The 12,243-nt window shown below is 61.5% G+C and carries 7 protein-coding genes and 9 pseudogenes; 9 read left to right on the top strand and 7 right to left on the bottom strand.

Going from position 1 to position 12,243, the window contains the following annotated elements; genetic code table 11:
• Positions 1-30 precede the first annotated feature (30 nt).
• The 4 genes and pseudogenes from EIO60_RS09625 to EIO60_RS16165 form a co-directional block, all read right to left on the bottom strand.
• Entirely contained in the window at positions 31-213 is a 183-nt protein-coding gene (locus EIO60_RS09625) for a hypothetical protein (RefSeq protein WP_258576655.1), read from the bottom strand.
• A gap of 105 nt (positions 214-318) precedes the next feature.
• Positions 319-775, bottom strand: a pseudogene (locus tag EIO60_RS09620) (hypothetical protein).
• A 307-nt stretch (positions 776-1,082) separates the two neighbouring features.
• Complete coding sequence (locus EIO60_RS09615) at positions 1,083-1,589, bottom strand: GGDEF domain-containing protein (RefSeq protein WP_309484708.1); 507 nt, start codon at positions 1,587-1,589, stop codon at positions 1,083-1,085.
• Between the two features lie 36 nt (positions 1,590-1,625).
• Positions 1,626-2,469 (bottom strand): annotated as a pseudogene (locus EIO60_RS16165) (PAS domain-containing protein); the annotation flags it as partial.
• Positions 2,470-2,474: 5 nt separating this feature from the next.
• Here EIO60_RS16165 and EIO60_RS09605 point away from each other — a divergent pair.
• The 4 genes and pseudogenes from EIO60_RS09605 to EIO60_RS16160 all read left to right on the top strand — a co-directional run bounded on the left by EIO60_RS09605 (position 2,475) and on the right by EIO60_RS16160 (position 5,196).
• A pseudogene (locus EIO60_RS09605) lies at positions 2,475-3,331 on the top strand (helix-turn-helix domain-containing protein).
• A 183-nt stretch (positions 3,332-3,514) separates the two neighbouring features.
• Positions 3,515-3,676, top strand: coding sequence for a hypothetical protein (locus EIO60_RS09600; RefSeq protein ID WP_258576652.1), 162 nt, complete (start codon positions 3,515-3,517; stop codon positions 3,674-3,676).
• A 110-nt stretch (positions 3,677-3,786) separates the two neighbouring features.
• Positions 3,787-4,576 (top strand): annotated as a pseudogene (locus EIO60_RS09595) (siderophore-interacting protein).
• Positions 4,577-4,917: 341 nt separating this feature from the next.
• Positions 4,918-5,196: a hypothetical protein gene (locus EIO60_RS16160; protein WP_309484703.1), complete on the top strand. Its 279-nt coding sequence runs from the start codon at positions 4,918-4,920 to the stop codon at positions 5,194-5,196.
• Here EIO60_RS16160 and EIO60_RS09585 read toward each other — a convergent pair.
• Positions 5,161-5,516: pseudogene (locus EIO60_RS09585) on the bottom strand (Rdx family protein). The gene EIO60_RS16160 and the pseudogene EIO60_RS09585 overlap by 36 nt on opposite strands.
• A 91-nt stretch (positions 5,517-5,607) precedes the next feature.
• Between EIO60_RS09585 and EIO60_RS09580 the strand changes: the two are divergent.
• The 4 genes and pseudogenes from EIO60_RS09580 to EIO60_RS09565 all read left to right on the top strand — a co-directional run.
• Positions 5,608-5,938, top strand: a pseudogene (locus tag EIO60_RS09580) (ABC transporter substrate-binding protein); the annotation flags it as partial.
• A pseudogene (locus EIO60_RS09575) lies at positions 5,935-6,945 on the top strand (FecCD family ABC transporter permease). The pseudogenes EIO60_RS09580 and EIO60_RS09575, both read left to right, overlap by 4 nt.
• Positions 6,905-7,690 (top strand): annotated as a pseudogene (locus tag EIO60_RS16710) (heme ABC transporter ATP-binding protein). Before EIO60_RS09575 ends, EIO60_RS16710 begins: the two co-directional pseudogenes overlap by 41 nt.
• A gap of 96 nt (positions 7,691-7,786) precedes the next feature.
• Positions 7,787-8,260: a CinA family protein gene (locus EIO60_RS09565; protein WP_258576651.1), complete on the top strand. Its 474-nt coding sequence runs from the start codon at positions 7,787-7,789 to the stop codon at positions 8,258-8,260.
• On the opposite strand, the pseudogene acuI reads toward EIO60_RS09565, so the two are convergent.
• Positions 8,257-9,212 (bottom strand): annotated as a pseudogene (gene acuI / locus EIO60_RS09560) (acrylyl-CoA reductase (NADPH)). The gene EIO60_RS09565 and the pseudogene acuI sit on opposite strands and share 4 nt — an antisense overlap.
• Before the next feature lie 201 nt (positions 9,213-9,413).
• Positions 9,414-9,587, bottom strand: a complete 174-nt coding sequence (locus tag EIO60_RS09555; protein WP_258576650.1) for a hypothetical protein — start codon at positions 9,585-9,587, stop codon at positions 9,414-9,416.
• A gap of 205 nt (positions 9,588-9,792) precedes the next feature.
• Here EIO60_RS09555 and EIO60_RS09550 point away from each other — a divergent pair, with 205 nt between their 5' ends.
• Positions 9,793-11,961 carry an ornithine decarboxylase gene (locus EIO60_RS09550; protein ID WP_258576649.1) on the top strand — a complete coding sequence of 723 codons (2,169 nt, stop codon included), beginning with the start codon at positions 9,793-9,795 and terminating at the stop codon, positions 11,959-11,961.
• Positions 11,962-12,243 lie beyond the last annotated feature (282 nt).

Raw genomic sequence — 12,243 nt, 5'->3', positions numbered from 1 at the left:
GCGGCCTGAATCCGCGCGCCGCCTCGCGCTTCAGCGCCAGCTTGCGCGCCTTGTCGGCGGCGGCCGCGGAGTCGCGCTGACGCTGACGTTCGGCGCTGGCGGCAGCGATCCGCGCGCGGCGCGCTCTTCGCGCACCTCTTGCTCGAAACGGGCCTGGCGCGCGTCTTCCAGCGACTGCTCCTGCCCCTTGCCGGTATTTTCCACTGCCGCCACGGCAGCCAGCTGATCCTACAGCGAGGCGGCTTCAGCGCTGAGCGTCGCCGTCAAGCTACAGGCCACCAGCGACAGAACAGAAATCACACGTTTCACTTAACCCCCTCAGGCTTTTGCCGGGCAGGCGGTATTCGGCTGAATGCGCGTTTCGTTATTTTTGGTGGAGATCACCACGGCCAGGCCTGAGGTGAATTTGCAGGTGCGGCTAACTTGGGTCGAGGTATAGATTTTGGTGCCCTCTTTGTAGGTCAGGGAGACGCTTTCTACTAGGGTTTTGTCGCTCACCAGCGAGCCTGCCGCCGCGCCAGCGGTAGTGCCCAGACCTGAACCGGTGCCAACGTTGTACTGCCCGCGACCGCGCCCAGGATTGCGCCGCCTGTTTGTTGCGGGTGTTGTCCACCGCCACTTTCGCCGGCAGCACTGAGATTATGCTGACGGTTTTGGTTTCTTGTTTGTTATTGAGCTGCGTGGTGTCGTACACGTTCGCCGCATAGCTGTCGGCATTGCTCTGGCAGCCCGCTAGCACCAGTGGGGAAAGAACGCTTAACTTAACAGTAATAATGGTTTTGCCAGCTTCATCCTGAAATCTCCTTTTAAGAAAAGTCCGAATTATTAGCAGGTTATTGCGGAAGGGGAAGACGGCACTACCAGAATTAGAAAAATAACTGATGTAATCGGCGGAATTTGCATTAAAGCAGGAAAATGCGCAGCGCTAAGCGGAATTAATATGGCAAATAAAATCGAATTTAATCATTTAGTTACAGACGTTCGGATATATAGACATGTAGATATATAGACATAAAATAAAACAGCGCACTGCTATGGGCGAAACTCTCTGTTATTTAAGGAAAATTTCGCGAAAAGCGACTTCAGAGATATTTATGGAACAGTGTGTTTTTCAGGCGTAACAGAGGGCGGCGCGCGGCAACGAGCGCACGCCAGAGGATGAGAAAGGGTCGAGCAGAAGGGCGATCAGCGGAAGAAAACGGGTTGCGGCCGTGCTTTTTCGTGTCATACATCGCGGCGTCGGCGTTGTAGTAGAGCGTTTCGAAATCGCTGCCGGGTGCGCTGTAGCTGACGCCCAGGCTGGCGGTCACCAGCTGCTCCGGCAGCGCGTTGAGCGGCGAGGCGTTGAGCGAGGCGAGGATAGCGCCAGCGACGCTCACCGCGTCCGACAGCCAGGTATTGGGCAGCAGAATGGTGAACTCCTCGCCACCGATGCGGCCGATGCTGGCGGTGGGCGGCAGGTTGCGCTGGATGCGCGCGACCATCTCGATAATCACTCGATCGCCCACGGGATGGCCGTGCTCATCGTTGATGCGCTTGAAGAAATCGATATCGAGAATAATCAGCGCCGCCGGGGTGCGCGCCAGCATCTGGATGATGCGCTGAATGATCGCGCTGCGGTTCCCGATGCTCTGCAGCACCCTGGACGCCAGCAGGTGATTCTGCTGCACGCGGTTTTCGATCTCCGTGGTGGCCTATTGATATTGGCTGCCAGCATGCGCACCTCATTTGCCACCACCGCAAAGCTGCGGCCGTGCACGGCCCGCACGCGCCGATACGGTCGGAGGAGTTACTCAGATCGGCGATATCCTCTGAGATACCGTGCAGTTCGCCCGCCAGCGCGTTGATGGTATGCACTCTCTTCGATGACGCTGGCGCCGTGGCGGGTGCTCTAGCTGGTCTGCAGTGCGGTTTGATAGGCCTGCTGCGCCGCGTTTCGCTCCAGCTAGCTCTTCTCGACCTGCGCGGTGACGTCGGTGGCGAATTTCACTACCTTGTAGAGCTCCTTCCTCGTCGAACACCGGGTTATAAGTGGCGCGCAGCCAGACGGTGCGTCCCTGGTTTATTGACGCGCTGAAACTGGCGAGAGATAAACTCGCCGCGGTTCAGCTGCTGCCAGACGGTTTTGTACTCTACGCTCTGGCGCAGCGCCTCAGAGTAGAAACGGCTGTGCGGCAGGCCGATCACCTCATCAGCGCGATAGCCCATTTTTTTCAGGAAGTTGTCGTTCGCCTTCAGCACTTCCCCCTTCAGGTTAAAGGCGATCACCGCCATGGAGCGCTCAATCGCCGTGGTCATGGCTCGCTGCTCCTGCGCGTCGACGATGCGTACGGTGATATCGGTGGCGAGCTTGATAATTTTTATTACGCGGCCGCTGCGGTCCAGCACCGGCACGTAGTTCGCCTCCAGCCAGATCGGGCGGCTGTTTTTCGCCACGCGTAGAAACTTGTCGCTGAAGCTCTTGCCGCGCTGATCTGGTGGAGTGGATTGAGGCGAGTCTGACCGACGATCTCAATATCGATCTGATTACCCTGAAATCGGGCTACTCCAAATGGCATATGCAGCGCATGTTCAAAGAGATTACCGTTCAGACGCTGGCGGCCTGTACGCGCAAGCGTCGCCTGATGCTCTCCGCCATGGCGCTGCGCCTGACGTGCATGCCGCTGATCGACATCGCGGTGCGCTTTGGCTTCGATAACCAGCAACCAGCAGAACTTTACCCGCGTGTTTAAAAATCACTTCGCGCTGACGCGGGCGCCTTCCGTCGCGTGCCCGATCTGCAGCTGAAAAGCTTTCACGGACCGATTTCGGTTGATGGCGAAATGCGGCAGGCGCAGCTGGTGGAGCGCAATGAGCTGCAGCTGCGCGGCGAATTGGTGGAGTGGTGGAGTGGTGGAGTGGTGGAGTGGGAGTGCAAATTTGGCGACTACGTGCGCGACCATGCCGATACCGTCGCGCGGTAGGCGCGCAGCTTTGTGCGTCTCGCCGGTCAGCGCGTTGAGCGCGGCTGGCTCGGCTTTCAGTATGGTCCCGGCAGTTTGGCGGCGGAGCCTCAGCATATCAGCCTGTTTCAGGCGTTAGAGAGCCAGCACGCCGATATGATGGGGCCACATATCGTTAACTGGACCTCGGCGCGTGGCCTGTACACCGCGGTTCCCTGGCAGGGCGAGCCGGAGCAGCTGACGCGCTTTATCGCCGATATCTACTACGTGCATCTGCCTGCCTGGGCGTGGCGTGTCGCTAGGGCAAGGATCTGCTGCGTATCGATATGAAAGCCCCAATGCCGGATCGGCTGACCGGCCTATTCTCTGTTCCCGTCTCGCTGAGCTGAATATCCTTTTCGTGCGGTTGTCCGTGATAAACCGCACGATTTTATAAAATAAACGCCATTCCTGACGTAAAATTCCTCTCCTGACCCGGAAGCCGTGCATATATCGTGTATCAGTCCTGACTGACTGGATATTCATCTGCATTCCTGGTTCTGTTTGAACCACACCCGAAAACGACGAAAAACATGAAACTAACCACGCTGTTCCTTGTTACGGCGCTTTCTGCTTTGCCGCTCTTTGCCGGCGCCCAGATGGCTGAACCCTTTACGCCGCCCGCTGGCCTGCACCCGCACGCCCAGCTCACCCGGCATGAAATTCTGGGCGACAATGCACTGCCGCAGCAGTAGCAGGATCGCCTGGAAGCCGACGTCTTCAACAATCGCGCCTGATCGCTCGGTCGTCGTTCACTGATACGTTTCCTCCTGTGCAGGCGTTCGGTTTCGCGGAAGGAGAATCTATGTCGAACCAGGCAACCAGCCATCGCGCGCCGCAGCGCGTTCGCAACGAACTACGCTTTCGCCATATTACCGTCGCCAGCAAGACACTAATTGCCAACCAGTTCTGGCGCATAACCTTTCACGGCAGCGATCTGGAGGGCTTCAACTCGCCGGGCTTTGACGACCATATCAACGTCTTTTTCCCGCAGAACGGCGCAGAGTTGCAGCTGCCGCAGATGACCGACGAGGGCATCTGTCTGGGCAGAGGGCGCGCGTCCGCCGGCGCGTGACCGTGACTATACGCCGCTCGCCTTTGACGGCGAATCGTCGCTGACGCTCGATTTCTATATTCATGAGGGCGGCGTCGCCAGCGGCTGGGCACAGCAGGCGAAAGAGTGCGATCGGCTGATCGTCGGCGGCCCGCGCGGCTCGCTGGTGGTGCCTACCGACTACGCGTTTCAGCTTTATGTCTGCGACGAAACCGGCCTGCCAGCCTTTAAGCGTCGCCAGGCGGATATCACGGTGCAGTCGCTGCACCTGTTCGCCTTTGTTGATGAGGCGACCGGCCGCGACTACCTGCCGGATCTCGCGGGCGTCGAGGCGCACTGGCTCGGCAGCGGCGCGATGAACGCCAGCCAGCTTGATGCGCTTATCGCCGCGCTGGATAAGATCAGCCTGCCGCAAGAGGTGTCTTTCGTCTGGCTGACCGGCGAAGGGACGTTCGCCAAGGCGCTCGGCGACTACTTTGTCGAGCGTCGCGGCCTCGATCCCGCCTTCGTGCGCGCCGTCGCTTACTGGCACGCGAAATAGGCAGTCTCCGCCGCCCGTGTTGAATTTTGCCAGGCGGCGGACTACTATCATCCTCCCGTTAATACTCCCCTCAGGCAGGCCATGAAACAGGATCCGGCTTTCTCGTGTCATCAGTATTCCGCCCCGCGCGGCGGATGCGGCGGTCCGTCGTAAACGACGTGAAAAATGCTGGATGCCAGCGATATTCGCCTGCTGATGCTGTACTTTACTAGCCCTGAACGACGCGCACAGCTATGAGCTCATCAAGTCGATTGAAGAGCTGTCCAAAGGCGAATACTCCCCCAGCCCCGGCATTACTATCCCAACCTGACGCGGCTGGAGGAGATGGACGCTATATTCGCGTGGTAGACGCGCAGGCGTCGCGTAAAGCCTATACGCTCAACGCGGCGGGACGCGCGCTGCTGGCAGAACAGCAGGCGCATATCGCACAGCTGATTGAGCGGCTCTCCTCGCTAGCGATGCTGGTAAATAACCGTAGCATTCCCGATGTGGATCAGGCGATTCATCGCATGCGAACCGCCCTGAACGGCCGCCTGTCGCAGGAAGATATCTCTCCGCGCTCGCTGGAGATCATCATCGAGACGCTAAACGCGGCAGCGGAAGAGATCACTCACAGCTAAGCCGCGCACGCGCCCTGTCATCTGCCGCCAGTCAGCTTTTTTCTTGTCCAGATGGACCAGCGAACGCTCTGGGAAGCAGACGTGGCGCACGTGCTGCTTCAGCGCGGCGGCGTCGGGAAAGCCGCCGTCGCGTTTGTGCTCCCAGATCGTCTCGTCACCAATTGTAATCACGAATATTCCGCCAGTGCCGGGGCGAAGCGTTACGGCCGCGAGGTCGTCGGCGAAGGTGTGCAGCAGCTCCTGCACCATCCAGGCGGCGCACAGCATCCGGTTACACTGGGTGCAGTAGTGAAAATAGTGACGGACGGTTTCTTGGTCATGGCGGTTCCCGTAACGCTTAAGAAGAGTCACCTCGTTGATCGCGGCGGGAGAGACGGCATGAAACGCCTGAGCCCGTGGCTGTTGCTGCTGGCGCTGGCGGCGGGCAGCGATACCGCCGCCGACGGCGCTATCCGCAGCGCGGGGCTGATCAACGCCATGGCGGCGTGCCGCAATATCAGCCGCTGTCGCAGGAAAGGATCGTCGCTGCCGCGCCGGATCTGGTGGTGATCGGTGACGACGGGCTGAAAACCCTCGGCGACGAGGAGAAGGTGTGGCAGCTGCCGGGCCTGGCGCTGACGCCGGCGGGCCAGCATAAAATCTGCGGGTGATCGATGAGATGGCGCTGCTCGGCTTCGGCCTCGATACGCCTGGCGCCATCGTGAAGCTGCGCAGGGCGGCGAAAGCGGCGCGGCATGCATGAATGACCCGCGCGCGCTGCTCTGGCTGGCGCTGATGCTGATAAGCGTGCTGGCGGCGATGGTGTTGGCGGTGAACCTGGGGGCGATGACCCTGTCGCTACGCGCGCTGTGGCGGGCGCCGTTCAGCGAGCTGAACATCCGCCTGCCGCGCGTGCTGCTGGCGGTGCTGAGTCGGCATGGCGCGCTGATGCAGGGGCTGTTCCGCAATCTGCTCGCCGATCCGGGGCTGCTCGGCATCAGCAGCGGCGCCGGGCTGGCGGTGGCGATCGCCATTACCTGCCGCTGCCGCCGCTGCTGGCGCTCTGGCTGCCGACGGTAGCGGCCTTTCTCGGCAGCCTGGCGGTGATGGCGCTGATGCTGATCTTTAGCTTCAGCCGCCTAGCATAGTTCGGCCTTGCGCGCCTGCTGCTACTAGTGGGCATCGCCATCAACAACGCGCGGCGCGGCGGTAGGCGTGCTCTCCTAGCTCAGCAACGAGCAGCAGCTGCGCCAGATGTCGCTGTGGGGCATGGGCAGCCTGAGTCAGGCGCAGTGGCCAATGCTGACGGTCTACGCCGCCTTTATTCTGCCTGCTCTGCTGCTGACGCAGCGGCGCGCACGCCATCTCAATCTGCTGTAGCTGAGAGAGGAGGATGCGCATTATATGGGCATCGACGTCAGGCGCACTCAGCGCGAGATGCTGGTCGGCACGGCGGTGTCGGTAAGCGGCATTATCGGCTTTGTCGGCCTGGTGGTGCCGCACGTGATGCGCTTCTGCCTTGGCAGCGATCACCGCTACTAGATGTTGCCAGGCTCGGCGCTGGCGGGGGCGATTTTGCTGCTGCTGGCAGATATGCTGGCGCGCACGGTTCACGGTTGTGGTGCCTGCCGAGATGCCGGTAGGGCTGCTCACCAGCCTGCTCGGCGGCCCCTGGTTTTTCTCTGGCTGATTCTGCGCCAGCAGCGAGGTGTAGAATGCTGGAAGCGCGCTGTGCTATGCGCAGGGAGGCCGCGCGCTGAGTCGGGCTGATCGGATCGACGGGCTGGATCTGACGCTGGTGCCGGGAGATATGGTGGCGCTGATTGCCCCGAACGGCGCAGGCAAATCGACGCTGCTGCGCCTGCTCACCGGCTTTGTGAGCGCCGGACAGCGGCGAATGTCGAATGTCGGCTGGGGGATCGGCCGCTGGCGGCCTGGCCGCGCGAGCGGCTGGCGCAGCGGCGCGCTGCTAGTGATGCGCCAGCAAAACTCGGTGACCTTCCCGAGTGCCCCGCGGAAGCGGTGGTGGCCATGGGCCGCGCGCCCTGGCCGAACAGCGGCGCGGCGGCGATCGTCGAAGAGTTGATGGCGCTGACCGGCTGCACGGCGCTCGCCGGGCGCGACTACCGGCTGCTCTCCGGCGGCGAGCAGCAGGGCGTGCAGCTGGCGCGCGTGCTGACGCAGCTGTGGTGAGATGATGCGCCGCGCGGCTGGCTGTTTCTCGATGAGCCGACCCCGGCGCTCGATCTCTACTGGCAGCAGCAAACGCTGCGCCTGCACCACCACCGCCTGTCGCGGCAGGGCGACTTCAGCGTCTGCGCGGTGCTGCACGATCTGAATCTCGCCGCGCTCTGGGCGAGATCGCATCCTGCTGCTGCATCAGGGCAGGCTGATAGCGCAGGGATCGCCGCAGCAGGTGATGACTGAAGCGACGCTGCGCCGCTGGTATCAGGCGGAGCTGCATGTTGCCACGCACCATGAGAACGGCAGGCCGGTCATTCAGCTGTGCGCCTAACGCCGTTTGGTTTACTATTCATGGTGTTAGTGCTTAGCGGCGCGCCAGATTTCAGTCATGCTTTCTATTCTGAATCGACAGACAAGGATGCAGAATATGAATGATGCGTTGAACCACGCCGCTGGGCAGCTTGGCCAGCGGCTTCTCTCCTCTGAGTGGCGGTTAGTGACAGCCGAATCCTGCACTGCTGGCCTGATCAGCATGACGCTGACGGCGGTGGAAAACAGCGGCAACTTCTATACCAGTGGCTTCGTTACCTACAGCGACAATGCGAAAAGCCAGCTGCTGGGCGTCAGGCCGGAGACCTTTGAAGCGCATACCGCCGTCAGCGAGCAGACTGCGCGTGAGGTGAGCCTGTCGATTACTGGCTACGCCGGGCCGGACAGCGGCGAAGACGGCACGCCCGCCGGCACCATCTGGTTTGGCTGGGCGCTGCCGGACGGCAGCATCGTGGCGGAGATGCGCCACTTTGAGGGCGATCCGAAATCGGTGATGGAGCAGGGCGCGCAGTTCGCGCTGGCGCGGCTCGACGTGCTGCTACGCGACGTTGCCCTGCATCAGCACGCTTAGCGGCAGTCGACGATCAGGTGGCCGTACCTTGCCGTCCAGCAGATCCTGTGCGCCCTGTTTTGCCTCGCTGAGCGGCACGACAGTGGTAAGGCGGGTGAGCGTTTCGCCGTTCAGCAGCTCGCCGAGCCGTTGCCAGGCCTGCTGGCGCAGCGGTTTCGGACACATCACGCTGTCGACGCCGGTTAGCGTCACGCCGCGCAGGATAAAGGGCGCGACGCTGGCGGGCAGCTCCAGCCCCTGCGCCATACCGCAGGCGGCCAGCATGTTGCTCAGCGTATGGCTGCCGACGCTGTCGATCGCCGCCGCCCAGCGCTCTTTCGCCAGCGACTTGCCGGGCTGCGACAGTTCGCTGCGGTCGATAACCGAGCGCGCGCCGAGCGTGCCGATCAGATACGCCTCGTCGCTGGCGCGACCGCTGGCGGCGATCGACTTCAAAGCCCAGGCGCGACAGCAGGCTGACGCTGAAGCTGCCGACGCCGCCGCTGGCGCCGGTCACCAGCACTGGTCCCATTTCCGGCGTGACGCCCTGTTTTTCCAGCGCCATCACGCACAGCATCGCGGTCAGGCCCGCCGAGCCGATCGCCATGGTTTGCTGCGGGCTGAGCGTGGCGGGCACCTCAACCAGCCAGTCGCCGGGCACGCTCGCTTTCTGCGCCAAGCCGCCCCACTGTTTCTCGCCGATGCCCCAGCCGGTCAGCAGCGCCACGTCATCCAGTTTCCAATCGGGATGGCGACTGGCGGTGACGCGGCCGACAAAGTCGATTCCCGGCACCATCGGGAACTGGCGCACGATCGGGCCTTTATTGCAGATGGCCAGCGCGTCTTTGTAATTGAGCGTGGACCAGCTGACGTCGAGGGTAACGCCATGGTCGGGCTGCTGGGATTCGTTGAGCGCTTTCAGGTTGGTGCGGTAGCCTTGCTCACCATTTTCAATGACTAATGCGTTAAACATACAGCCTCCGGCAGGTAGAAAAGATGCTGGCGAGTCTACGCCTCCGCTGTCGTCAGTCGAAGAGGCGACGGAAAGAAAAGCGCCAGCGGGCAAAACGGCGAAGTGAATAATATTGCAAAAATTAAAGATAAACAGGCTGATTAAAAGCGCATTTTTATTTTGTTTTATATCAACTATTTGTGTTTTTATATTACTGCGCATTTATTTACGCACGATCGGTTGTCGCTGTTGTGAAAAAATGCTATTACTGTTTTCCCCCCCCCCTTTGCCTACGCCAATGAGGATGCCGCTGATGGCCGGAACAATGCGCAACCGCACTTGCCTCCGCTCGCTTTGCCCCGCACGCAAGGCGATCTCATCCTGCCCGTTGACCATGTGCTGCCTGTCCGCCATGCGGTGAGGCCAGCCCAACGTTCGCTGTTGGGCATGCGTAAAGACAGAAGCGATCTGGCTTTACTGATGTCTATCGGGTACGGCTCTTTCTTTTGCTCCGCCACCGCCTGACGTTATTCGCCAGGGATGCTTCCCCATTGCCGTGCCTCTGGCACCCACTCATCCTTCACTGTTGGGGATTTGTGTTATGACACCACTGAAAATCGCCGCCAGCGCCGCCGTTGCGCCCAGCCTTACTCTTAATACCGGTCGCGACGTTGTGACGCTGGACAACACTGACTTTACAGACGTGGCGGCGGTGGTCGTCTCGCTGGCCGATACGCGCAGCGGCGTGCTGACGCTGCTGTGCCAGACCGGCTTTAATCTGCCGGTTTTCGTCGCCAACGCCTGGGAGGAAGATGTGATGCATCTGCCGGGCGTCACCGGCGAGCTGAACGGCAGCGCGGAAGAGTGGGCGGCGCTGGAGGCGGCGGCGGCCGACTATGAGTCGAACCTGCTGCCGCCGTTCTTCGACACACTGATGCGCTATGTCGATATGCAGAACAGCACCTTCGCCTGTCCGGGACATCAGGGCGGCGCCTTCTTTAAAAAGCACCCGGCGGGTCGCCAGTTTTATGATTTCTATGGAGAAAACGTTTTTCGCTCCGACATGTGCAACGCCGACGTAAAGCTGGGGGATCTGCTGATCCACGAAGGCTCGGCGAAAGATGCGCAGAAGTTCGCCGCGAAGGTGTTCAACGCCGACAAAACTTACTTTGTGCTGAACGGCACCTCCAGCGCCAACAAGGTGGTGACCAACGCGCTGCTGACGCGCGGCGATCTGGTGCTGTTCGACCGCAACAACCATAAGTCGAACCATCACGGCGCGCTGATCCAGGCGGGCGCCACGCCGGTCTATCTTGAGGCGGCGCGCAATCCCTTCGGCTTTATCGGCGGCATCGATGCCCACTGCTTCGACGAAAGCTGGCTGCGCGAGCAGATTGCCCAGGTCGCGCCGCAGCGCGCCAGTGAGGCGCGTCCGTTCCGACTGGCGATTATTCAGCTCGGCACCTACGACGGCACGGTCTACAACGCGCGTCAGGTGGTGGATCGCATCGGCCACCTCTGCGACTACATCCTGTTTGATTCAGCGTGGCTCGGCTATGAGCAGTTTATTCCGGTGATGGCGGGCACCTCGCCGCTGACGCTGGAGCTGACGGAGAACGATCCCGGCATTTTCGTCACCCAGTCAGTGCACAAGCAGCTGGCGGGCTTTTCACAGACTTCGCAGATCCATAAAAAAGATAACCATATTCGTGGTCAGCAGCGCTTTTGCCCGCACAAGCGGCTGAACAACGCCTTTATGCTGCACGCCTCCACCAGCCCGTTTTATCCGCTGTTCGCCGCGCTGGACGTCAACGCGAAAATGTATGAGGGCGAGGCGGGCCGTCGGCTGTGGCAGTCGTGCGTCACGCTCGGCATTGAGGCGCGCAAAGCGATCTTCGACCGCTGCGAAATGATCCTGCCGTTTGTGCCGGAGCAGGTGGACGGCAAAGCCTGGCAGGCGGCGCCGACGGAGGTTATCGCCCGCGACAGCCGCTTCTTCAGCTTTGCGCCGGCGGCGCAGTGGCACGGCTTCTCCGGTTACGCGCAGGATCAGTATCTGGTCGATCCCTGCAAACTGCTGCTCACCACGCCGGGCATCGACGCGGCGAGCGGCAAGTATAGCAACTTCGGCATTCCCGCCGCCATTCTGGCGAACTACCTGCGCGAGAACGGCATCGTGCCGGAGAAGTGCGATCTTAACTCAATCCTCTTTCTGCTGACCCCCGCGGAAAGCCCGGAGAAGACGGCGCATCTGGTGGCGATGCTGGCGCAGTTCGAGCAGCATGTGAAAGAGGATGCGCCGCTGGCCGAGGTGCTGCCGACCATCTACCGCAAGAACCAAGCGCGCTATCGGGGCTATACCCTGCGTCGGCTCTGTCAGGAGATGCACGATCTCTACGTCAACTTCGACGTGAAGGATCTGCAGCGCGCTATGTTCCGCCAGCAGCATTTCCCGGCGGTGAAGGTCAATCCGCAGGATGCGCATCAGGCCTATATTCGCGGCGACGTCGAGCTGCTGCCGATCGCGCAGGCGGAAGGGCGCATTGCCGCCGAAGGGGCGCTGCCCTATCCGCCGGGCGTGCTCTGCGTGGTGCCGGGCGAAGTGTGGGGCGGCGCGGTGCAGCGCTATTTTTTGGCGCTGGAGGAGGGCATTAACCAGCTGCCCGGCTTTTCGCCGGAGCTGCAGGGGGTTTATACGGAAGATGACGGGCACGGCCGCAAGCAGCTGGTGGCGAATATGATTGTGGAGGGGCGCCCTGCCGGGCGGTAGAGCAGGTGGTGGGTTCCGGCCTGCCAGGCCGGTTTGGCTGCTGCGCAGGGGCTGATAGGTATGTTTTGTTCGCCGGGCTGCGGGGGGGAGGGGGGGGAGGTTTTGCCTGCTGCGCAGGCGGGCTGATGAGCGGGTTTCGTTCGCCGGACATTGAGGCAGTTGCATTCGACCGCTGCGGGCGACCGAGCTGTACCCGCGCCCCGGGCCAGCGCAGCTGCCCGCTGCGCGGGTCCCTTCGCTCCGTCAGGATTTCTGACGGACCGGCTGGATTCGCCATCCCTG

It is taken from the genome of Candidatus Pantoea persica (assembly GCF_013753875.1).
GTDB classification, from domain to species: Bacteria; Pseudomonadota; Gammaproteobacteria; order Enterobacterales; family Enterobacteriaceae; genus Pantoea; species Pantoea persica.
The sequence above is the reverse complement of the archived record's forward strand: the minus strand, read 5'-3'. Positions and strand labels throughout refer to the sequence as shown.